Below are 22,421 nucleotides of genomic sequence, written 5' to 3'. Positions count from 1 at the left end.
GATGCTGTAAATGCGATTTAAAAAATCATCGCTGCATCGATTAACCTATCCATGTGAAAATACGCAGTAACAATTTACGGGCCATAGTCGGGAGGCTCATCACATGCGTTATGCCCTGGATCACAAAGCCCAAACCCATCAACGCATCATCAAGGAAGCGTCTGCACGCTTTCGCCGTGACGGTATTGGTGCCACAGGCCTGCAACCATTGATGAAAGCGCTGGGCCTGACCCATGGCGGCTTCTATGCCCATTTCAAATCCAAGGATGATCTGGTAGAGCAGGCCCTGCGTTGCGCCGCGCAAGAAGCGGAGGAAACACTCGGCAAGCTCTTCGCCACGGAAGACCCGCTGCCAGGCCTCATCGATCTGTACCTCTCGCCCGAGCATCGCGACGCTCCCGAATCAGGCTGCCCACTGCCAAACATTTGTGCAGAGCTGGGACAGACCGGCAAACCCAGCCTGATCACCGATGAAATCATCCTGCATCTGCAATCGGCCTTTTCCAAGGTATTGCCCGGGGAAAACACCGAGCAAAGAAGTATCAGCATCCTGTCGACACTGGTAGGCGCAATGATCCTTTCACGCAGTACCCATAGCAGCGAATTGTCGGAGCAGATTCTCAATACCGCACGCGACAGACTCAAAGTGGAAATAAAAGAACTTCGCTGAGGGGCAGATCCCAAACGTTGGACCTGCACGAGACTACGCCCGTGCAGAAATTGAAAGCCCGGTACCTGACCGAACTTCCAGGGTCATATCACTCGACCGTCAACTTTTCGCGATTCCTGTCCAGGATCGCCTTGCCAATACCTTTCACTTCGATAAGTTCTTCAACCGATGCGAATTCGCCATTGGCTTCTCGATAGGCAACTATGGCCATGGCCTTATTCTTGCCAATACCGGCAAGTGCTTTCTGCAATGTGTCTGCATCGGCCTTGTTGATATTGACTGTATCGGCCTTCTGCTCTTTGGTAACAGCATGCGAGGTCATGCTGTCAGTCATCATCTGGCCAGACGGTGCCGCCGTAACGGCAACCGAGAAACTGGCAAGCAAGGCAAAGAGTAACGAGGAGAAAAAATCAGTTCGCATAGATAACGCTCCATAAGATTAAAAGGCAGCATCCAGATGCCGCCCTCGTAATCTAAACCACTCGTTATCGGTGTCAATAAAGTGGAAAGTTTCCACTTGTTTCCCTGCCTTCACTCTAAAAAAGCGAAACACTTTAATAGTGAAAATATATATTCCGAATATTAACGCACGCACGCTTAGTTGAAATCCGGTTCACGACGGCGCTCCTGATATATCCAGTCAACAATTTCACCTTCCGGCGTATAACCACTGACTGTTTCGCGCAGCAATTGACGAACACTGTTGTAATCATCTTTACCCACCGCTTCAAGCAGCGCTTTCAATCGCCCCTTGAGCACTTCCCATTGCAGATGATCTTCATTGGCACTCATGATCATCGGATGCTCGGTGGCAACCACGTTTTCACCGATCAGCAATTCCTCGTAAAGCTTTTCACCCGGACGCAGCCCCGTGAACTCGATGGCAATATCGCCCTGAGGGTTTTTCTCCGAGCGAATGCTCAGGCCTGACAGATGGATCATCTTTTCCGCCAGCTCGACGATCTTCACAGGCTCGCCCATGTCCAGCACAAACACATCCCCGCCCTGCCCCATGGAGCCCGCCTGAATGACCAGCTGGGCCGCTTCGGGAATGGTCATGAAGTAGCGGGTGATCTTCGGATGGGTCACTGTCAGAGGCCCGCCGGACTTGATCTGCTTGTGGAATAACGGGATCACAGACCCCGAAGACCCCAGCACATTGCCAAACCGGACCATGATGAAACGGGTCTTGTTGACCTGATGGACATTGGCGACATCCCCAAGGATTACCGGAGCGGTTTCACGACTCAGGGCCTGCAGGATCAGCTCGGCCAGCCGCTTGGTGCTGCCCATGATATTGGTGGGCCTGACTGCCTTGTCGGTAGAAATCAGGACGAAGTTGGAAACCCCTGCCTGCAATGCTGCCTGGGCGGTGTTGAGGGTGCCGATGACATTATTGGCAAAGCCTTCTGCAATGTTGTGCTCAACCATGGGCACATGCTTGTAGGCAGCGGCATGATAGACGGTGTCGACCTTCCAGGTTTTCATGATATCCAGCAGCTTCGGATGATCACGTACGGAGCCCAGGATAGGCAGCAACCTGACCCGCAGAGACTCGCGGGTCACGCGCTGCTCAAGCTCGCTGAGGATGGAATAGAGATTGAATTCACTGTGGTCGAGCAACAGCAGCTTGACGGGCTGGAGTTCGAGTATCTGTCGGCACAGTTCCGAACCAATGGAGCCACCGGCCCCCGTCACCAGGACGGTCTGCCCCTTGATGCAGTGCTCAAGCAGGTTTTCCCTGGCAGGAACGGAGTCGCGCCCCAGCAGATCGGCAATGTCGACCTCCTGCAGATCGTCAACCTTGACCCGCCCCGCCGCCAGGTCCATGAAGCCCGGAACGGTTCGCACATGCAGAGGAAAGCCTTCAAGAAACCCCAGGATTTCCCGGCGGCGCCCACGTGATACGGATGGAATCGCCAACAGGATTTCCTGAGCCCCGGTGACCTCGATCATGCGCTGAATATGCTTGGGTCTGTAGACCAGCAGCCCGGAAATCACTCGATTGGAGATCGACTTGTCATCGTCGATAAAAGCAACGGGGCGCATGAGCCTGCTCATTCGCAGGGCGGCCACCAGTTGATTGCCGGCAGCACCCGCGCCATATATCGCAACCTTGGGCAAACCATCGTCGCGATTACTGAAAGGTATATGTTGCCCGGCCACAAACCAGTCGCCGAGAAAATACTGCCGCATCGCCAGACGCAGGCCTCCGATCATGACCAGGCTCAACCACCAGTAGTTGAACATGACCGAACGGGGAACCACGTGCTGATGGTTACTGTACAGGTAGACCACGCAGCCCAGAATGAGCGCGGACAGGGTCACGGCCTTGATGATTGCTATCAGTGCATCGTTGCCGAAGTAGCGCATGACCGCACGGTACATCCCGAAGCGGATAAACAACGGGATGGCGACGATCGGGGCGCTGATGAAAAGCCAGGTATGTTTCTCAAGGGGGTTGATCAGGTCTTCCACACCCAGGCGAACGACAAATGCCATCCACAGTGCGAACCAGACCAGAAAGAGGTCAGCAAAGACCTGAACTATTCGCTTTTTCCGCCGCGGCAACGCCAGCAGAAAAACTCGCAATCTGTTCATGCCCTTGCTCCTCCTCGATCTCTACAGAATGTTACACCTGATGTTCGAAGCAAATGTCGACATAGAATGACTCAATCTATAGGTAAAACGCGAATATTCAAATCAACTGGCCTCAAGACGGCCTGCGTCGAATTTGAGAGCAAGCAGTACCAGCGGGACATAGGCAACCAGAAGCCCTGTCAAACCGTCACCACCGAATACCCCGACCCAAAGCGCGACAGGCATAAGCCAGAAGATGTTGATGAAGCCCACTGCCAGGGTTACCGGAAGGTGCTTGCCATAGCGACGCGATGCAAACTGATACGCGTGGCTGCGATGAGCTTCATACACCTTGTCGCCACGCAACAGGCGACGGGTAAGCGTTACGGTAGCATCGACGATAAATACCCCCAGCAGAATCAGCCAGGCCCAGAAAAGATGGGATGAAGCCCATGCTGCCTGCAAGGAGAGTACGCCCAGCGCAATTCCCAGAAACCCGCTGCCCGCGTCGCCCATGAATATCCGCGCAGGCGGGAAGTTCCAGTACAGAAAGCCCATGACTGCAGCAGCCAGCAACACAGGCCCCCACAGCAGCTGACCGTAATCGCCCAGAACGTATATGAGGCTGATACCCGCACAGACCGTTACAGCCTCGATGCTGGCAATACCGTCGATACCGTCCATGAAGTTATAGAGGTTCAGCATCCAGACCAGGTAAAAAGCGGCAAGAATATGGCCGATAAGCCCCAGATCCAGAGTGAAGCCAAAGAAGTCGAGAGGTGCCAGTCCGCCCAGCCATGCCAGCGCCCAGGCCGCGGCACTGAAATGCCCCAGCAACCGCCAGCGTGCCGCGATGTGGCCGTGATCGTCCATGAAGCCGATCACGGCAACCAGACCGCCTGCACCCAGGATGGCAATCAGGGCCGAAGACGGAATCCGCTCTCCCAGCCCCAACAGCAGTATGGCAAGCAAAAAAGCTACAACAATGGAAACCCCGCCACCTCGCGGTGTAGGAATCTTGTGTGAGCTACGCGCATTTGGAACATCCATCAGACTCCTTGACAGGGCGTACCTGCGAAGAAGTGCCGTCAACCCCAAAGATAAAACCGCCACAGCGACTACAGAAAACCACTCAACCATTTTTGCGTTCCAGAAAAGACCGTACCGTTTCTTTCATCCTGTCATCCATCCTGACGATGGCGCCTGATCGAGCATCGTACAGGTTTTGGAAATAACGGCCTGCAAAGAATCGCAAAGCTTTTGCTAAAAACACTTCTTGCGAGGGCTACAGACATATGCAGACCGTGGATCCGGTCATATAGCCTTGAAGAACGGTTCAGGGTACAAGCAGTTCCAGGCGTCGATTGGCCAGCGAGTACTTCCTGTTCAGGACGTTGCCCAATGCCTTCTTCGCGCTCGCCTCGCCATGTACCAGCCTTATCCGGGCAGGCCATTCGGTCATCGAGGTGACAAACCTGACCAGCCCGTCCTGATCCGCATGAGCGGAATAGCCAGCGACAGTAGAGATACCGGCACGAATATCGAAGCGCTCACGGTCAAGCTCGACATAACCACCGATCGGGCCATGCTTCTGGATCGCCGCCCCTGGCGTGCCCTTGGCCTGATAGCCCACGAAAACCACATTATGCCGTCGGTCCCCCAGCATGGCCTTCAGGTAATTGACAATGCGCCCGCCTGCGCACATGCCATTGCCCGCGATAACGATAGCGGGCCGGGCGGTGCTGGCCAGATAATTGACCGTCTGCAAATGCCGGTCATGGCTGTCGACGGTAATCAATTGAGAGAACCCCAGAGGCTGCCTGCCGCTCCTCACGCGCTCTTGTGCCTCATCGCTCCAATAATCCTCAAAGGCCTGATAGACGCCGGTGAAGCGGCTGGCCAGAGGTGAATCGAGAATGATCGGCAACTGCGGCCAGTTCACCGGCAAGGCGTTCCTGTCGGCGCCATCGACAGGCTCGCCCAGCAAGGCCTTGCGTCGCAGGAGATCCTCCAGCTCATACAGCAGCTCCTGAGTGCGGCCAATGCTGAAGGCGGGAATCAGGACCGTGCCATGATCCTCCAGCGCCTGATCGATGACTTGCTCAAGGCGCAATTGCCGCGTGCTGCGCTCCTCATGAAGACGACCGCCATAAGTGCTCTCAAGCACAAGAATGTCAGCACGCTCGGGGGATTTTGGAGCGGGCAGCATCGGTGCATCACCTGCCCCCAGATCCCCTGAAAACACCACACGCTCAGTACGCCCCTCCAGCGGATACTGAAGATCGCACTCGACATAGGCAGAACCCAGGATATGGCCGGCACGTTGCAGACGAACCTTGCAGACCAGTGCATCGGTATTGACCAGAGCAAACCAGTGATCGAAGGGCAAGGCAATGATGCGTTTTTCAATCGCTGCAAGGTTTCGCTCTATCTGCCTGCGGTCATTCTGGGACTCAAGTTTGAGAAGATCCTCCATGACCAGAGGCAATAAATGCGCAGACGGCTCACTGCACAATATCGGCCCCTTATAACCCGAGGCCAGCAGTTCTGGAATTCTTCCTACATGGTCGGCATGCACGTGAGTAACAATAAAGGCCTTGATATCGGCAGCAGAGAAACCGAACTGTCCAGTATCAGGGCCAGGGCTGTCATTCTGGATCGCGCCACAATCAATCAACAGACTATGGGCTGCATCCATACATAACTGGTGACAGGAACCGGTCACACTTCGGGTTGCGCCATGATGAATGATTTCAGGAAAAGACATGCAGCCACCTATTTCAGCAAGTTCGGCCTTGTGAAAAGCACCGAAACCCGACATCCGAATTTCAAGAGATGGCTTATTTTGAGCGCAACAGATTTATCTTCAAGTCTTGACAGGCGAGCACAAGAGCAAAAATAAAAACACTAAACGAGAGCAAGTTATAGTGAAAGGCTTTAAATACGGGCAACACTCAAGACACAAAAAACAAACCTACAAAATCAAGTAACCTATCCTCTAAAACAACAAGAAAGATCCTACAAATAAATAAGACAAACAACGTGTGAGCAAGCGCAGGAAATCGCCGAGCTATTCGACAAACTGCAAGGATGCATTGAACGCAGAGCCAAAGGCCCTGAAAGAAGGCAATGGAAAGACGGACGTCCTTCCGGGTAGCAGATGCCTGTTCTACTGAATTGAACGGGCCGAACGTACGCGCTTTTTACGAAAGCTTGCCAGCCAGGCCAGAAAAGGACCAACCAGCATACCCAGTAAAAGCGCCAGAACCACAGGAACAGCCTGGGAAAGCTCAGGTGTCGACCATCCAAAGAAGACCAGCGTAACAGGCTGCCGGTTTTCCAGCATGAACACCGCAGTTGCCAGTACGACAAGCAATGCGACGGCGATCACGATGATTCGTTTGAAGATGTGCATCCACTGATCCTCTGGTTATCGGCCTCAGAGGCCCTCTTCTTCGTCCTCGTTGACTCGATCCCGCAGCTCCTTGCCCGGCTTGAAGTGAGGAACGAATTTGCCGTCGAGGCTTACCGACTGGCCCGTTTTCGGATTGCGCCCTACCCGCGGTGCGCGGTAATGCAGGGAAAAGCTGCCAAACCCGCGTATTTCTATACGGTCGCCTGTCGCCAGACACTGAGACATTTGTTCAAGCATGGTCTTGATGGCCAACTCGACATCCTTGGATGAGAGCAGCCCTTGATGGGTGACAATTCGTTCGATCAACTCCGACTTCGTCATATTTTTCCCTTCTTTTTCAAGCAGCTAGATCAGCGCTCCGAAGGTTTTAGCATGACCGGACGAATTTGAACAGCCCAAGTATTGACTTATGTGAACCCATATCAACCAGGCATGAATCCATGACCGGAACATGACAACAGAGAGAGGAATGGACGGCAGAGACAGTGACATCAGGCAGGGTGCGGCCTGCAAGGCACCTGGAGGCGTTTAAAACGTTTAGGGCACCGGGACAGCGGCACGTTGAAGGCAGCGCTCCAGGCCCCGAACAGCGCCCACAAAAAAGGGCGACCGAAGTCGCCCTTTTTCATGGTCAAGCAGAACTTAGTTCTGTTTTTCCATTTGCGCACGCAGCAGGTCACCGATAGTGGTTGGACCAGTGCTTTCAGCAGCTTCAGGCTTGCTACGCAGGCTCTGGATAGCTTCTTTCTCGTCTTCAACGTCTTTCGACTTGATGGACAGGCTGATTACGCGGCTCTTGCGGTCAACGCTGATGATCTTGGCTTCGATCTCTTCGCCTTCTTTCAGAACGTTACGCGCGTCTTCAACGCGGTCACGGCTGATTTCGGAGGCTTTGAGGGTAGCTTCGATGTCGTCGGCCAGAGTGATGATGGCGCCTTTGGCGTCAACTTCTTTAACGGTACCGCGAACGATAGCGCCTTTGTCATTGACAGTGACGTACTCGGAGAACGGATCGCTTTCCAGCTGCTTGATACCCAGGGAGATGCGCTCACGCTCTGGATCAACAGACAGGATCACGGTGTCGAGCTCGTCGCCCTTCTTGAAGCGACGTACGGCTTCTTCGCCCACTTCGTTCCAGGAGATGTCGGACAGGTGAACCAGACCGTCGATGCCGCCGTCCAGACCAATGAAGATACCGAAATCGGTGATCGACTTGATGGTGCCGGAGATTTTATCGCCCTTGTTGAACTGGCCAGAGAAATCTTCCCATGGGTTGGATTTGCACTGTTTGATGCCGAGGGAGATACGACGACGCTCTTCGTCGATGTCCAGAACCATGACTTCCACTTCGTCGCCAACCTGAACGACTTTGGATGGGTGGATGTTCTTGTTGGTCCAGTCCATTTCGGAAACGTGTACCAGGCCTTCCACGCCTTCTTCCAGCTCTGCGAAGCAGCCGTAGTCGGTCAGGTTGGTTACACGCGCGGTTACGCGGGTGCTTTCCGGGTAACGAGCCTTGATAGCAACCCATGGGTCTTCGCCCAGTTGCTTCAGGCCCAGGGAAACACGATTGCGCTCGCGATCGTACTTCAGGACTTTTACATCGATCTCATCGCCAACATTGACGATTTCCGATGGATGCTTGATGCGCTTCCAGGCCATGTCGGTGATGTGCAGCAGGCCATCGACGCCACCCAGATCGACGAATGCGCCGTAATCGGTGAGGTTCTTGACGATACCCTTGACTTGCTGGCCTTCCTGCAGGGACTCGAGCAGCGCTTCGCGCTCTGCACTGTTCTCTGCTTCCAGGACGCTGCGACGGGAAACGACAACGTTGTTGCGCTTCTGGTCCAGTTTGATAACCTTGAACTCGAGCTCTTTGCCTTCCAGGTGCGTGGTGTCGCGCACTGGACGGACGTCAACCAGAGAACCCGGCAGGAACGCACGGATGCCGTTAACGTCGACAGTGAAGCCGCCTTTAACCTTACCGTTGATAACGCCCTTGACCACTTCTTCAGCTGCGAAAGCCGCTTCCAGAACAATCCAGCACTCGGCGCGCTTGGCTTTCTCGCGGGACAGCTTGGTTTCGCCAAAGCCGTCTTCTACCGCGTCCAGCGCGACGTGAACTTCGTCACCGACCTTGATGGTCAGCTCGCCAGCATCGTTGTAGAACTGCTCGAGCGGGATGACGCCTTCGGACTTCAGACCAGCGTGTACGGTTACCCAGTCGCCGTCGATGTCGACAACGATACCGGTAATGATAGCGCCCGGCTGAAGGTTCAGGGTTTTTAGGCTTTCTTCAAAAAGTTCTGCAAAGCTTTCGCTCATTTTAATTCCTGTTGATCAAGGGCGAAGAATACGCCCATCTGCCACGTCCCAGAAAACGTGGGTTTCGTTCATGTAAAAGGAAGCTGTCAGGACTGAATCTGGTCGCCTGTGCAACTCCTTGATCACCCGGCGATATCGCGTAATGCGACCTCACTCAGAATGCGTTCCAGCACCTGCTCGATGGATAATTCGGTGGAATCCAGCTGTATGGCGTCATGCGCCGGCTTGAGCGGGGCTACCGCTCGCTGGGTGTCACGCTCATCGCGCGCACATATCTCATCTAGCAGACTCGACAGACTAACATCATCGCCCTTGGCCTTCAACTGCAAGTAACGACGGCGTGCACGCTCCTCGGCACTGGCAGTGAGAAAGATCTTCAGCGGCGCATCGGGAAAAACTACCGTTCCCATGTCGCGGCCATCGGCCACCAGCCCCGGTTCTTCCTGAAACGCACGCTGGCGTTGCAGCAAGGCATCGCGCACGGCGGGCAAGGAAGCGACCTGGGAAGCGCCACTGCCGATCTGCTCGTTGCGGATGGCATGGGTAACGTCCTCGCCCTCGAGGATGATGCGCTGTCCCTGACCGCCGGAAGCCGTCTCGAACTGCACATCGAGATGCGCAGCCAGCAGTTTCAGGGCTTCTTCATTGGTCAGGTCGACACCGTGATTGCGCGCCGCGAAGGCCAGCAGGCGGTAAAGAGCGCCGGAATCGAGCAGGCACCAGCCCAGATGCCTGGCCAGCAAGCCTGCAACAGTGCCCTTTCCTGAACCGCTAGGGCCGTCGATGGTAATAACAGGTGCTTTGATTTTCACTTTTTATCCTCTTGCGCGACACGCATACCGACTTGAGCGCACAGCGCCAGAAAATTGGGAAACGATGTGGCGACGTTCGCACAATCGTGAATACGGATCGGTGCCGATGCCCGCAGCGATGCAACGCTGAATGCCATTGCAATGCGGTGATCGCCATGAGCATCGATCTCGGCACCGCCCATGGAACCGCCTTCAATAATAATGCCATCCGGCGTGGGCTCAACCTTGATACCCAATGCCAGCAGACCATCAGCCATGGCCTGAATCCGGTCCGACTCCTTGACTCGCAACTCCTGAGCACCGCGCAGGACAGTACGCCCCTGGGCACAGGCCGCAGCGACGAACAGCACCGGAAACTCGTCGATGGCCAACGGCACCAGCGCCTCGGGAATGTCTATCCCCTTCAGGGAGGCCGAACGCACTCGCAGGTCCGCAACCGGCTCACCTCCGACCTCACGCGGATTTTCCAGCGTGATATCGCCGCCCATCAGGCGAAGAATATCGATAACACCGATACGTGTCGGATTGACGCCCACATGCTCGAGCAGCAGTTCGGAATCTTCGCCAATCGATGCCGCGACCATGAAAAACGCGGCCGAAGAAATATCGGCAGGCACTTCTATGCGAGTCGCCAGCAGCCTGTGCCCGGACTCCAGCGAAATCCTGTTGCCATCGACGGCCACTGGATAGCCGAAGCCGCGCAGCATACGCTCGGTATGATCGCGAGTAAGCGCCGGCTCGCTGACTATAGTCTCGCCATCGGCATATAGCCCGGCCAGCAGCAGAGAGGATTTGACCTGGGCACTGGCCATAGGCGTGGCATAGGCCTGACCCGAAAGCTTGCCGACAGCATGAATGGTCAGCGGAGGACGACCATCGGCCGCCGTTTCGATGACCGCACCCATGGCCCGCAGCGGATCGACCACACGACTCATGGGCCGTCTGGACAACGAAGCATCGCCCGTCAGGGTGCTGTCGAAATCCTGCGCCGCCAGCAGACCTGCCAGCAGACGCATGGAGGTTCCGGAATTCCCCAGATAGATCGGACCGGGTGCAGCCTTGAGACCGCGCATGCCTACACCATGAATGACCACGCGGCCATGATGCGGCCCTTCGATCACGACCCCCATATCACGGAAGGCCTGCAAGGTGGCCAGCGCGTCCTCGCCTTCCAGGAAGCCTTCAACCTCGGTAACGCCTTCAGCCAGAGACCCCAGCATGATCGAGCGATGGGAGATGGATTTATCACCCGGCACCCGGATGCTGCCAGTGACCCGGCCTCCGGGGTTGGCGACAAAAACCAGGTTCGCACTGACAGGTTCCACATAGGCGCGACGGGCGAGAATCTTGCCGAAGTGCTCCCGGGCAACCCGTGCACGGGTAAACACACCCAGCAATTGATGCCCGTCGCCGGTATCCACGGCTTCACGCAAGGCATCCAGGTCACTGCGGAAGGTATCCAGAGTGCGCAGAACGGCTTCGCGGTTGGCCAGGAAGATATCGTGCCACATCACCGGATCGCTGCCCGCGATGCGAGTGAAGTCACGGAAACCGCCCGCCGCATACCTGAAGATCTCCAGGTTTTCGTTACGCTTGGCCAGGGAATCCACCAGACCGAATGCCAGCAGATGCGGCAAGTGACTGGTCGCAGCCAGCACCTCGTCGTGACGCTCGACCTGCATATGCTCGACATCGGCCCCCAGCACCGACCAGAGACGATCAACCAGCGCCACGGCAGCAGGATCGGTCTCGGCCAGCGGCGTCAGGATTACCTTGTGACGCCGGAACAGCTCCGAGTTGGAGGCTTCGACGCCACTCTGCTCGGAACCGGCAATCGGATGCCCGGGCACGAAACGGGCTGGCATATGACCAAAGGCAAGCCGGGCGGCCCGCACCACATTACCCTTGGCACTGCCGACATCCGTCAGGACTGCATCGCCGAGATCCAGAGGAGCCAGCAAGCCAAGAAGCTTTTCCATGGCCAGGATCGGGACAGCAAGCTGAATGACATCAGCACCACGGCATGCGGTTGCCAGATCCGCCTCGCAGCGATCCACGACCCCAAGTTCAACGGCCAGCGCGCGGGATTTCGGATCAAGATCGACCCCCACAACCTCATGGCACAAACCGCTTTCGCGAACACCCTTGGCAAAGGAACCGCCGATCAGCCCGAGACCGACGACTACAAGCCGACCGATGACAGGCCGAACGGATGACACCGACGTGAAATCAACCACGCGCAGAAACCTTGTGGCTGGCACTCGCGCAAGGCGAATCTGTTTGCACACCCGGCAGCGCCGGGGTGAGGAAATCGCTGCTCATGTATCGCCCCTTCAAAGAACCGCTTTCGGGTAGGAACCCAATACCTTCAGGGCAACGGCTTCATGACTGATCTTCTCCAGCACCGCCTTGACCAGCGGATCCTGGTGATGCCCCACGAAATCGATGAAGAAGACGTAAGTCCACTTGCCACTGCGCGACGGACGAGTCTCGATGCGGGTCAGGTCCAGACCGTTTTCATGAAACGGCACCAGCAACTCATGCAAGGCACCCGGCTTGTTGCTCATCGACACAATGATCGAAGTCTTGTCGTCACCGGTCGGCGGCACTTCCTGACTGCCGATGATCAGGAATCGCGTAGAGTTGTCGGGACGGTCTTCGATCTTCTCGGCCAGACGAGTCAGACCATACAGGTCTGCCGCCATATCCCCGGCAATGGCTGCGGAATTCCACTCGCTCTTGACCCGCTTGGCCGCTTCGGCATTGCTGGCAACCGCAACGCGCTCGACATTCGGATAATGGGCGTCCAGCCATTTGCGGCACTGCGCCAGCGACTGGGCATGGGAATAGATACGACTGATGCTTTTGGTCTTGGTGCTTTCCCCCACCAGCAAATGGTGGTGAATGCGCAGCTCGACTTCGCCACAGATGACCATGTCGTGTTCGAGGAAGCTGTCGAGGGTGTGGTTGACCGCGCCCTCGGTGGAGTTTTCCACCGGCACGACACCGAAATTCACGGCACCGGCAACCACTTCACGGAACACTTCATCGATAGCCGCCATGGGCCGGCTGATGACCGCATGCCCGAAGTGCTTCATGGCTGCGGCCTGGGTAAAGGTCCCTTCAGGCCCCAGATAGGCGACTTTCAACGGCTGCTCAAGGGCCAGGCAGGAAGACATGATCTCGCGAAACAGACGCGCCATTTCTTCATTGCTCAGCGGACCGCGATTACGCTCCATGACCCGCTTGAGCACCTGAGCTTCACGCTCGGGACGATAGAACACAGGCTCTTCGCCTTCCGCCAGCGAGGACATTTTCACCCGCGCCACTTCCTGCGCGCAGCGTGCACGCTCGCTGATCAACTCCAGAACCTTTTCGTCCAGGCTGTCGATGCGGACGCGCAGCGCCTTGAGTTCTTGCTCGGACATCAGCCGTGCTCCTTCTCGAAGTCTTTCATGTAGGTCACCAGCGCATTGACTGCATTGATGTCGACAGCATTGTAGATGGAGGCACGCATACCACCGACCGAGCGATGCCCCTTGAGGTTGAGCAGGCCATTGGCATCGGCGCCCGCCAGGAACGGCTTGTCCAGACGATCATCGGCCAGACGGAACGGCACGTTCATCCAGGAACGATCCGGCTTGTTGATCGGATTGCTGTACAGTTCGCTGGAGTCGATGAAGTCATACAGGGTACGTTTCTTGACTTCATTGAGCTTGCCGATGGCTTCGACGCCACCCTGATCCTTGAGCCATTCGAAAACCAGGCCGGACAGATACCAGGCCAGAGTCGGCGGCGTGTTGTACATCGAGGCGTTATCGGCAGCGACCTTGTAATCGAGCATGGTCGGGCAAAGCGCACGGGCACGCCCCAGCAGGTCTTCGCGAATGATCACGACGACGATGCCGCTCGGACCGATATTCTTCTGGGCACCGGCATAGATCATGCCGAAGCGCGAGACATCCACCGGGCGGGACAGAATGTCGGAGGACATGTCCGCAACCAGAGGCACATCGCCAGTTTCCGGAATCCAGTCGAATTCCAGTCCACCGATGGTTTCGTTCGGCGCGTAATGAACGTAGGCAGCGTCTTTGGACAGCTTCCATTCGTTCTGGCCAGGAATGGCGAAATAATCGTAGGGCTTGGCGCTGGCAGCGATATTGACCGTACCGTAGCGCGAAGCTTCTTCAATGGCCTTGCGTGACCAGATACCGGTATCGATGTAGTCGGCCTTGCCGTTTTCCGGCAGCAGATTCAGGGCGATCTGGGCAAACTGCTGGCTGGCACCGCCTTGCAGGAACAGCACCTTGTAGTTCGAGGGGATGGTCAGCAGATCGCGAAGATCCTGCTCGGCCTTGTTGGCAATGGAGATGAACTCATCGCTGCGATGACTCATTTCCATCACGGACAGGCCCTTGCCGTGCCAATCCAGAAGCTCCGCCTGGGCACGCAACAGAACCGTTTCAGGAAGCGCAGCGGGACCTGCGCAAAAGTTAAAGGCTCGCTTGCTCATATCCACTCTCGTCAAATGCGTTGGGTCTTACGCGCTTCTTTTCCGGCCTCATGACCGAATGTCGCAAGGGCCGACGCGCCCGCAATGCATACGCACTCACGGACAGGCCAGCCCTTGCCGGTTTACGTTACCGCTCAGCCTTGCGTTTCGTCATCGTCCGCAGCGGCATCGGCATCGACTTGCAGCTCGTCGGCATCGTCCGACTCGACAACGACGCCATCGACGATTTCGCCGTCAAGCTCGTCATCTTCGACTTCCGATGGTTCCTGGACACGCTCCAGGCCTACCAGGGTTTCGTCGCTGGCAAGCTTGATCAGGGTGACACCCTGGGTGTTGCGATCCAGACGCGACACTTCGTCGACCCGGGTGCGCACCAGCGTACCCTGATCGGAAATCAGCATGATTTCCTCGCCTTCCTGAACCTGCACAGCGCCGATCAGCTTACCGTTACGCCCCTTGGTGACCATGGCGATGACGCCCTGACCGCCACGACCGCGACGCGGGAACTTGCTCAACAGGGTGCGCTTGCCGAAACCACGCTCGGAAGCGGTGAGAATCTGCGCGCCCGACTCGGGGATCAGCATGGAAATCAGTCGGCCCTTGCCGATCTTCATCCCGCGCACACCACGAGCGCCGCGGCCCATCTGACGAACATCGCTCTCGGCGAAACGGATGACCTTGCCGGCGTCGGAGAACAGCATGACTTCCTTGGCACCGTCGGTAATCGCAACGGCAATCAGGGTGTCGCCTTCCTTGAGTTTCAGGGCGATCAGGCCGCTGGAACGAGGACGGGAGAACTGCGCCAGAGGCGTCTTCTTGACCGTACCGAAGGCCGTGGCCATGAAGATGTAGGCACCCGTAGGCTCGGCAACCAGTTCCGGCGTATCGCCGTCTTCTTCGTCGATTTCCTCGGCCTCGACCACTTCACCTTCGATCACCGACTCTTCGGCATCTTCCAGCTCGTCGTCGGCGCCTGCACTCTGCTGCAGCGCCTCAAGGTCGATCGGCAGCATGGCGGTGATGTATTCACCCTCGTCCAGAGGCAGCAGATTGACCAGTGGACGACCGCGGGCAGCACGGGAAGCCTCAGGAATTTCGTAGGTCTTGAGCCAGTAGACCTTGCCCTTGCTGGAGAACATCAATAGCGTGGTGTGGCTGTTGGCAACCAGCAGGTGAGCGATGTAGTCCTCATCCTTGACGCCGGTAGCCGATTTGCCTTTACCACCGCGACGCTGAGCCTGATAGACCGCCAATGGCTGGGTCTTGGCATAGCCGCCGTGGGAGATGGTGACAACCCGCTCTTCTTCGGTGATCAGGTCGCCCAGGGTCAGGTCCAGACGCGCATCGAGAATCTCGGTGCGGCGCACATCGCCATATTCGGAGCGAATCAGTTCCAGTTCTTCGCGGATCACTTCCATCAGGCGCGTAGCGCTGCCGAGGATGCGGATCAGTTCGCCGATCTGGTTGAGGATTTCCTGATACTCGGTGAGCAGTTTTTCATGCTCCAGACCGGTCAGGCGATGCAGACGCAACTCGAGAATCGCCTGAGCCTGTTCCGGCGACAGGAAATACTTGCCATCACGCAGGCCGTACTGTGGATCGAGGTTTTCCGGACGGCAGGAGTCGGCACCGGCACGCTCGACCATCTCGACCACTGCGCTGGATTCCCAGGGCGTGCTGATCAGACCTTCCTTGGCTTCGGCCGGAGAAGGCGAAGCCTTGATGAGGGCGATGACAGGGTCGATGTTCGACAGCGCAACTGCCTGACCTTCGAGAATGTGCCCGCGCTCACGCGCCTTGCGCAGCTCGAAGACAGTACGACGGGTAACCACTTCGCGGCGGTGACGGACGAAGGCTTCCAGCAGATCCTTGAGATTGAGGATTCGCGGACGGCCGTCGATCAATGCAACGATGTTGATACCGAATACGCTTTGCAGCTGGGTCTGGGCGTAGAGGTTGTTGAGGATGACCTCCGGAACCTCGCCACGACGCAGCTCGATGACCACGCGCATACCGTCCTTGTCGGACTCGTCGCGCAGCTCGGTGATACCTTCGAGCTTCTTCTCTTTTACCAGCTCGGCGATCTTCTCGATCAGGCGAGCCTTGTTCAACTGGTAAGGCAGCTCGGTAATGACGATCTGCTGACGACCGCCTACCTTGTCGATGTCCTCGACAATCGAACGGGCACGCATATAAATGCGGCCACGGCCGGTGCGATAGGCTTCGATGATGCCGGCACGACCGTTGATGATCCCCGCCGTCGGGAAGTCCGGGCCGGGAATGTATTGCATCAACTCGTCGACAGTCACTTCGGGGTTGTCGATCAGGGCCAGGCAACCGTCGATGACTTCACCGAGGTTGTGCGGCGGAATATTGGTCGCCATACCCACGGCAATACCGCTGGAACCATTGACCAGCAGGTTGGGAATGCGGGTGGGCATGACCGCCGGGATCTGCTCGGTGCCGTCATAGTTGGGCACCCAGTCCACGGTTTCCTTGTGCAGGTCGGCCAGCAGTTCGTGAGCCAGCTTGGTCATGCGCACTTCGGTGTATCGCATGGCCGCGGCGTTGTCGCCGTCGACCGAACCGAAGTTGCCCTGACCGTCTACCAGCAGGTAGCGCAGCGAAAAGGGCTGCGCCATACGAACGATGGTGTCGTAGACAGCGGTATCGCCATGCGGGTGGTACTTACCGATTACGTCACCAACCACACGAGCGGATTTCTTGTACGGCTTGTTCCAGTCGTTACCCAGCTCGCTCATTGCGTACAGCACACGCCGGTGCACGGGCTTCAAGCCATCGCGCGCATCCGGCAGTGCGCGCCCGACGATCACGCTCATCGCGTAGTCGAGGTAGGACTGCTTCAGCTCGTCTTCGATATTGACCGGGAGGATTTCTTTGGCCAGTTCGCCCATGAGAAGCCTGATTCCTTTTTCTGGTGAAACCTCGCACATCCATACGGGATAGGCGAAGCTCGCCGCTGCCGGCCTTTGCCAGGCAACGACTTACGACAAATCAACGAGTTATGCCATGGATCTGCGCAGTAAGGGCGACTACTGATAGCGCCGTTGGAAACCGCCGGATATTACCACAATCGCCGTCACGCTCCTATCCTTTGAAAGCGTTGAAAACAGGCCGCCCGCAAAACGATCAATGCAGATGCTTGCGACTCATGAGCTGGAGCATCTTGGCCGTGTCCGGACGCTCGACGACGCCCTTTTCGGTCACGATGGCATCGATCAGGTCCGCAGGCGTCACATCGAACACCGGATTGAAGGCCTCGACATCGGCTCCCACGCGATGACCGCCCACTTCCAGCAGTTCGCGACCGTCACGCTCCTCGATGACGATGTCTTCACCGCTGGGCGTGTCCATGTCGATGGTGGAACTTGGCGCTACCACCATGAAGCGCACGCCATGGTGCATGGCCGCAACGGCCAGCTGATAGGTGCCGATCTTGTTGGCCACATCGCCATTGGCAGTAATGCGATCGGCTCCGACGATGACCCAGGTGATGCCTTTGGTGCGCATCAGGTGTGCAGCGGCGGAGTCGGCATTGAGGGTGACCGGAATGCCTTCGTTGGCCAGTTCCCATGCCGTCAGGCGCGAACCCTGCAGCCATGGCCGGGTTTCATCGGCGTAGACGTGTTCGATCATGCCTTCCAGATGCGCGGCACGGATCACGCCCAGCGCGGTGCCAAAGCCGCCCGTGGCCAGAGCACCGGTATTGCAATGGGTCAGAACCGCCTGCAGGTTGCCCTGATGCTTGCGAATCAGATCTGCGCCCAGCTGCGCCATGGTCAGGTTGGCTTCACGGTCGCTCAGGTGGATCGCAACGGCTTCGGCCTCCAGAACAGCCAGGGGATCATCCCCTTCCTTGAGGCGTTGCAGGCGCTCGCGCATGCGGTTCAGCGCCCAGAACAGATTGACTGCCGTGGGACGCGAGTCCGCGAGCAGCGAAAAATCCGCCTCCAGCGCCGTCAGCCAGTCACCACCCGCCGCGAAACGGGCGCGAGCACCCAGCACAACGCCATAGGCCGCCGCGATACCGATGGCGGGCGCACCGCGCACCACCATCGAGCGAATCGCCTCGGCCACTGCCGCAGCGCCGCTGTAAGCGTGCCAGGTTTCCTCGAACGGAAGCACACGCTGATCCAGAAGATACAGAGTGTCATCTCGCCAATCGATGGCCTTTACCTTCTCTGCAGCCAATAGCCGATCGCGCATTACCACCCACTCCATCTCGAAAACCCACAGCCCGGAATCAAAAGGGGACGATTATAGCGAGCCGACCGCGAAGGTGCTCGGGTATACTTCGCCATTACTGCAATAAGCTCTGGAAGTCTTGTCATGCCGAACGCTACCGCACCGCTCGACCTTCTGCTCCTGCCCACCTGGCTGGTGCCGGTCGAGCCCGCAGGCGTGGTTCTCAAGGAACATGGACTGGGCATCCGTGATGGCTGCATCGCCTACATTGGCCCGAGAGCCGATGCCTTGAAGCAGAATGCCCTGCACGTACAGGAACTGCCCGGCATGCTGCTCACTCCCGGCCTGATCAATGCCCACGGCCATGCCGCGATGACCCTTTTCCGCGGCCTGGCCGACGATCTGCCGCTGATGACCTGGCTGCAGGACCATATCTGGCCGGCCGAGGGCAAATGGGTCACCGAGGATTTCGTTCGCGACGGCACGGATCTGGCCATCGCCGAGCAGATCAAGGGCGGCATCACCTGTTTCTCGGACATGTACTTCTATCCCAAGGTCGCCGCCGACCGCGCCCACAGCAGCGGAATCCGCGCCCAGATCACCGTGCCGGTGCTGGACTTCCCGATTCCAGGCGCCAGAACCACCGATGAATCCCTGCATATCGGGGTCGAGCTGTTCAATGACCTGATTCATCACCCGCGCATCAAGATTGCCTTCGGCCCCCATGCGCCCTACACCGTCAGCGACGAAAACCTGGAAAAGGTCCGGGTCATCGCCGACGAACTCGACGCCATGATCCAGATGCATGTGCATGAAACCGCTTTCGAGGTGGAACAGGCCCTCGAACAACGCCAGGAACGACCACTGGCGCGCCTGAACCGTCTCGGCCTGCTGAGCCCGCGCTTCCAGGCCGTACACATGACGCAAATCAGCGACGACGACCTCGCCTTACTGGTAGAAAGCAATTCCAGCGTACTGCATTGCCCGGAATCCAACCTGAAACTGGCCAGCGGCTTCTGCCCGGTGGAGCGCTTGTGGCAAGCCGGTGTCAACGTTGCAGTCGGTACCGATGGCGCAGCCAGCAACAATGATCTGGACCTTCTCGGCGAAACCCGTACTGCCGCCCTGCTGGCCAAGGCGGTCGCGGGCTCGGCCACGGCACTGGACGCACACCGGGCACTGCGCATGGCGACCCTGAACGGCGCACGCGCCCTGGGCATCCAGGCAGAAACCGGCTCACTGGAAATCGGCAAGGCGGCGGACATGGTCGCGTTCGATCTTTCCAGACTGGAGCAGCAACCGATCTATGATCCAGTGTCACAGCTTATATATGCCACGGGCCGCGACTGCGTGAGCCATGTCTGGGTGGCTGGCAAGCAATTGCTCGACAACCGCCGCCTGACCCGCATGGACGAGCAGGCGCTGCGCGAAACCGCAATGGCCTGGGGCAAGCGCATCGGCGGCGCAAACTGAATACATGAAAGCCCGGCCTGTTGATTGCCGTGCTGGCGAAACGAATTTCAAGTTCAAGAGGTAATCCCATGAGCAACGTTGACCGCGCAGAAATCGCCAAATTCGAGGCCCTGGCACATCGCTGGTGGGATCGTGAAAGCGAGTTCAAGCCGCTGCACGATATCAACCCGCTTCGGGTCAACTGGATCGACGAGCGGGCCAGTCTGGCCGGCAAGAAAGTCCTGGACGTCGGTTGTGGCGGCGGCATTCTCAGCGAGGCCATGGCCCTTCGCGGTGCCACAGTGACCGGAATCGACATGGGCGAAGCGCCGTTGGCCGTTGCCCAGCTGCATCAGCTCGAATCCGGCGTGAACGTCGAATACCGACAGATCACTGCCGAAGACCTGGCTGAAGAAATGCCCGGGCAGTTCGACGTGGTGACCTGCCTGGAAATGCTCGAGCACGTACCGGACCCGTCCTCGGTGATCCGCGCCTGCTATCGCATGGTCAAGCCCGGCGGCCAGGTGTTCTTCTCCACCATCAACCGCAACCCGAAGGCCTATCTGTTCGCCATCGTCGGTGCCGAATACATCATGGGCCTGCTGCCACGCGGCACCCATGACTTCAAGAAATTCATCCGCCCTTCGGAACTGGGCGCCTGGAGTCGCGATGCCGGCCTGCAGGTCAAGGACATCATCGGCCTGACCTACAACCCGCTGACCAAGCACTACAAGCTGGCCTCGGATGTGGACGTCAACTACATGATCCAGACACTTCGGGAGGCATGAGGCATGCGCTTGAGAGCGGTTCTATTCGACATGGACGGCACATTGCTCGATACCGCACCGGACTTCATCGCCATTTCCCAGGCGATGCTGGCCGACCGTGGTTTGCCAGCGGTGGCGGACAAGCTGATTCGCGATGAAATCTCGGGCGGTGCCAAAGCCATGGTCGCGGCGACCTTCGCCATATCCCCACAGGACCCGGCCTTCGAGCCCCTGCGCCTGGAGTTTCTGGAGCGCTACCAGCGCGATTGCGCGGTGCACAGCAGACTCTTCGACGGTATGGCGGAACTGCTGGCCGATATCGAAAAGGCCGGCCTGATCTGGGGTGTCGTCACCAACAAGCCGGTGCGTTTCGCTCAGCCGATCATGGAACAGCTCGGGCTGGCCGAGCGCTCGGCACTGCTGATCTGCCCCGATCATGTCACCCACAGCAAACCACACCCCGAGCCGCTGATCCTGGCCTGCAGCCAGCTTGATCTTGACCCGGCCAGCGTCCTGTTCGTGGGTGACGACCTGCGCGATATCGAGTCAGGTCGCGATGCAGGCACCAAAACAGCCGCCGTGCGCTACGGCTATATCCACCCCAACGACAACCCCGATCACTGGGGAGCCGATGTGGTCGTGGATCACCCGCTGGACCTGCGCAAGGTCCTGGACAACGCGCTGTGCAGTTGCTGACTTGAGCCTTACTGAATAGCTACAGAGGTTTCCCATGTTCGATTACTCCGCTCGCCCCGAACTGCTCAAGGACCGGGTGATTCTGGTCACCGGCGCAGGTCGCGGCATCGGCGCAGCAGCAGCAAAGACCTATGCAGCCCACGGCGCCACGGTGCTGCTGCTGGGCAAGACCGAAGCCAATCTGACCCAGGTGTATGACGAGATAGAAGCGGCTGGCCATCCTCAGCCTGCAGTCATTCCATTCAACCTGGAAACCGCCCTGCCCCATCAGTACGATGAGTTGGCGGCCATGATCGAAACCGAATTCGGTCATCTCGACGGCCTGCTGCACAACGCCTCGATCATCGGCCCGCGCACGCCCGTAGAGCAGCTATCCGGCGAGAACTTCATGCGGGTCATGCACATCAACGTCAATGCCACGTTCATGCTGACCAGTACCCTGCTGCCACTGCTCAAGCTTTCCGCCGATGCGTCGGTGGTATTCACTTCCAGCAGCGTCGGTCGCAAGGGACGCGCCTACTGGGGCGCCTATGGCGTGTCGAAGTTCGCGACCGAAGGACTGATGCAGACACTGGCCGACGAACTGGACACGGTTGCGGCGGTACGCTCCAACAGCATCAACCCCGGCGCGACCCGCACCAGCATGCGGGCCCAGGCGTATCCTGCGGAGAACCCTCTGGACAACCCGACGCCCGAGGAAATCATGCCGGTCTATCTGTATCTGATGGGCCCCGACAGCACCGGTATCAACGGCCAGGCCTTCAACGCACAATAAGGCTCGTGGCACAGAAGCCTGCCTTGACGGAAATCCGTCACGGCAGGTTTTTTTCATGAATATACCGAGTCAAGGAAACGTCGGGCGCTTTCCAAGCCCACCCCCTCAACCGGAAATAATTAATTAAATTCAATCAGTTATATTAAAAAACCGTACATGGCACGACTTTCGCTCTGTCTCTCACAAGCCAGCAACGATGTGAGAGGA

At 57.7% G+C, this 22,421-nt stretch carries 18 protein-coding genes; 5 read left to right on the top strand and 13 right to left on the bottom strand.

Going from position 1 to position 22,421, the window contains the following annotated elements; all coding sequences use genetic code 11:
* Positions 1-103 precede the first annotated feature (103 nt).
* Positions 104-670 carry a TetR/AcrR family transcriptional regulator gene (locus JSY17_RS19670; RefSeq protein WP_117164034.1) on the top strand — a complete coding sequence of 189 codons (567 nt, stop codon included), beginning with the start codon at positions 104-106 and terminating at the stop codon, positions 668-670.
* 88 nt (positions 671-758) lie between these two features.
* Here the strand turns inward: JSY17_RS19670 and JSY17_RS19665 are convergent, their stop codons facing one another.
* The 13 genes from JSY17_RS19665 to mtnA all read right to left on the bottom strand — a co-directional run bounded on the left by JSY17_RS19665 (position 759) and on the right by mtnA (position 18,545).
* Positions 759-1,091, bottom strand: a complete 333-nt coding sequence (locus tag JSY17_RS19665; protein WP_117181130.1) for a ComEA family DNA-binding protein — start codon at positions 1,089-1,091, stop codon at positions 759-761.
* A gap of 176 nt (positions 1,092-1,267) precedes the next feature.
* Complete coding sequence (locus JSY17_RS19660) at positions 1,268-3,271, bottom strand: polysaccharide biosynthesis protein (protein ID WP_117181129.1); 2,004 nt, start codon at positions 3,269-3,271, stop codon at positions 1,268-1,270.
* Positions 3,272-3,373: 102 nt separating this feature from the next.
* Positions 3,374-4,390: an MraY family glycosyltransferase gene (locus JSY17_RS19655; RefSeq protein ID WP_200998455.1), complete on the bottom strand. Its 1,017-nt coding sequence runs from the start codon at positions 4,388-4,390 to the stop codon at positions 3,374-3,376.
* Between the two features lie 196 nt (positions 4,391-4,586).
* Entirely contained in the window at positions 4,587-6,017 is a 1,431-nt protein-coding gene (locus JSY17_RS19650) for an MBL fold metallo-hydrolase RNA specificity domain-containing protein (RefSeq protein WP_206403004.1), read from the bottom strand.
* 402 nt (positions 6,018-6,419) lie between these two features.
* Positions 6,420-6,665: a lipopolysaccharide assembly protein LapA domain-containing protein gene (locus JSY17_RS19645; RefSeq protein WP_206403005.1), complete on the bottom strand. Its 246-nt coding sequence runs from the start codon at positions 6,663-6,665 to the stop codon at positions 6,420-6,422.
* Positions 6,666-6,689: 24 nt separating this feature from the next.
* Entirely contained in the window at positions 6,690-6,986 is a 297-nt protein-coding gene (gene ihfB / locus JSY17_RS19640; RefSeq protein ID WP_003369729.1) for an integration host factor subunit beta, read from the bottom strand.
* Between the two features lie 321 nt (positions 6,987-7,307).
* The gene (rpsA, locus tag JSY17_RS19635; protein ID WP_025261287.1) at positions 7,308-8,993 is read right to left on the bottom strand and encodes a 30S ribosomal protein S1; all 1,686 of its coding nucleotides are present in this window, start codon (positions 8,991-8,993) and stop codon (positions 7,308-7,310) included.
* A gap of 122 nt (positions 8,994-9,115) precedes the next feature.
* Entirely contained in the window at positions 9,116-9,805 is a 690-nt protein-coding gene (gene cmk, locus JSY17_RS19630; RefSeq protein ID WP_117164029.1) for a (d)CMP kinase, read from the bottom strand.
* Entirely contained in the window at positions 9,802-12,042 is a 2,241-nt protein-coding gene (locus JSY17_RS19625) for a bifunctional prephenate dehydrogenase/3-phosphoshikimate 1-carboxyvinyltransferase (protein ID WP_206403006.1), read from the bottom strand. The genes cmk and JSY17_RS19625 overlap by 4 nt, the downstream gene beginning before the upstream one ends.
* Positions 12,043-12,138: 96 nt before the next feature.
* Positions 12,139-13,233, bottom strand: coding sequence for a prephenate dehydratase (gene pheA, locus JSY17_RS19620; RefSeq protein WP_117185158.1), 1,095 nt, complete (start codon positions 13,231-13,233; stop codon positions 12,139-12,141).
* Entirely contained in the window at positions 13,233-14,318 is a 1,086-nt protein-coding gene (gene serC, locus JSY17_RS19615) for a 3-phosphoserine/phosphohydroxythreonine transaminase (RefSeq protein ID WP_117185157.1), read from the bottom strand. Before serC ends, pheA begins: the two co-directional genes overlap by 1 nt.
* Before the next feature lie 134 nt (positions 14,319-14,452).
* Positions 14,453-17,233 carry a DNA gyrase subunit A gene (gyrA, locus tag JSY17_RS19610; RefSeq protein ID WP_117185156.1) on the bottom strand — a complete coding sequence of 927 codons (2,781 nt, stop codon included), beginning with the start codon at positions 17,231-17,233 and terminating at the stop codon, positions 14,453-14,455.
* 235 nt (positions 17,234-17,468) lie between these two features.
* Positions 17,469-18,545, bottom strand: coding sequence for an S-methyl-5-thioribose-1-phosphate isomerase (gene mtnA / locus JSY17_RS19605; RefSeq protein WP_200998458.1), 1,077 nt, complete (start codon positions 18,543-18,545; stop codon positions 17,469-17,471).
* Between the two features lie 123 nt (positions 18,546-18,668).
* On the opposite strand from mtnA, the gene JSY17_RS19600 reads away from it, so the two are divergent.
* From JSY17_RS19600 to JSY17_RS19585, 4 genes are all read left to right on the top strand, one after another.
* Positions 18,669-19,997, top strand: coding sequence for a TRZ/ATZ family hydrolase (locus tag JSY17_RS19600; protein WP_206403007.1), 1,329 nt, complete (start codon positions 18,669-18,671; stop codon positions 19,995-19,997).
* A gap of 68 nt (positions 19,998-20,065) precedes the next feature.
* Entirely contained in the window at positions 20,066-20,764 is a 699-nt protein-coding gene (gene ubiG, locus JSY17_RS19595) for a bifunctional 2-polyprenyl-6-hydroxyphenol methylase/3-demethylubiquinol 3-O-methyltransferase UbiG (RefSeq protein WP_117164022.1), read from the top strand.
* 3 nt (positions 20,765-20,767) lie between these two features.
* Complete coding sequence (gene mupP / locus JSY17_RS19590) at positions 20,768-21,439, top strand: N-acetylmuramic acid 6-phosphate phosphatase MupP (protein WP_206403008.1); 672 nt, start codon at positions 20,768-20,770, stop codon at positions 21,437-21,439.
* Between the two features lie 34 nt (positions 21,440-21,473).
* The gene (locus JSY17_RS19585) at positions 21,474-22,214 is read left to right on the top strand and encodes a YciK family oxidoreductase (RefSeq protein WP_117181118.1); all 741 of its coding nucleotides are present in this window, start codon (positions 21,474-21,476) and stop codon (positions 22,212-22,214) included.
* The last annotated feature ends 207 nt before the right edge of the window (positions 22,215-22,421 follow it).

The sequence above is a fragment of the Pseudomonas capsici genome, assembly GCF_017165765.1.
In the GTDB taxonomy this organism is placed as follows: domain Bacteria; phylum Pseudomonadota; class Gammaproteobacteria; order Pseudomonadales; family Pseudomonadaceae; genus Aquipseudomonas; species Aquipseudomonas capsici.
The sequence above is the reverse complement of the archived record's forward strand: the minus strand, read 5'-3'. Positions and strand labels throughout refer to the sequence as shown.

Coding starts and splice junctions, on each gene's coding strand:
- JSY17_RS19585 (WP_117181118.1), top strand. CDS start 21,474: ATGTTCGATTACTCCGCTCGCCCCGAACTGCTCAAGGACCGGGTGATT.
- JSY17_RS19650 (WP_206403004.1), bottom strand. CDS start 6,017: ATGTCTTTTCCTGAAATCATTCATCATGGCGCAACCCGAAGTGTGACC.
- rpsA (WP_025261287.1), bottom strand. CDS start 8,993: ATGAGCGAAAGCTTTGCAGAACTTTTTGAAGAAAGCCTAAAAACCCTG.
- pheA (WP_117185158.1), bottom strand. CDS start 13,233: ATGTCCGAGCAAGAACTCAAGGCGCTGCGCGTCCGCATCGACAGCCTG.
- ihfB (WP_003369729.1), bottom strand. CDS start 6,986: ATGACGAAGTCGGAGTTGATCGAACGAATTGTCACCCATCAAGGGCTG.
- JSY17_RS19600 (WP_206403007.1), top strand. CDS start 18,669: ATGCCGAACGCTACCGCACCGCTCGACCTTCTGCTCCTGCCCACCTGG.
- mtnA (WP_200998458.1), bottom strand. CDS start 18,545: ATGCGCGATCGGCTATTGGCTGCAGAGAAGGTAAAGGCCATCGATTGG.
- JSY17_RS19665 (WP_117181130.1), bottom strand. CDS start 1,091: ATGCGAACTGATTTTTTCTCCTCGTTACTCTTTGCCTTGCTTGCCAGT.
- JSY17_RS19660 (WP_117181129.1), bottom strand. CDS start 3,271: ATGAACAGATTGCGAGTTTTTCTGCTGGCGTTGCCGCGGCGGAAAAAG.
- JSY17_RS19655 (WP_200998455.1), bottom strand. CDS start 4,390: ATGGTTGAGTGGTTTTCTGTAGTCGCTGTGGCGGTTTTATCTTTGGGG.
- mupP (WP_206403008.1), top strand. CDS start 20,768: ATGCGCTTGAGAGCGGTTCTATTCGACATGGACGGCACATTGCTCGAT.
- gyrA (WP_117185156.1), bottom strand. CDS start 17,233: ATGGGCGAACTGGCCAAAGAAATCCTCCCGGTCAATATCGAAGACGAG.
- JSY17_RS19645 (WP_206403005.1), bottom strand. CDS start 6,665: ATGCACATCTTCAAACGAATCATCGTGATCGCCGTCGCATTGCTTGTC.
- ubiG (WP_117164022.1), top strand. CDS start 20,066: ATGAGCAACGTTGACCGCGCAGAAATCGCCAAATTCGAGGCCCTGGCA.
- JSY17_RS19670 (WP_117164034.1), top strand. CDS start 104: ATGCGTTATGCCCTGGATCACAAAGCCCAAACCCATCAACGCATCATC.
- serC (WP_117185157.1), bottom strand. CDS start 14,318: ATGAGCAAGCGAGCCTTTAACTTTTGCGCAGGTCCCGCTGCGCTTCCT.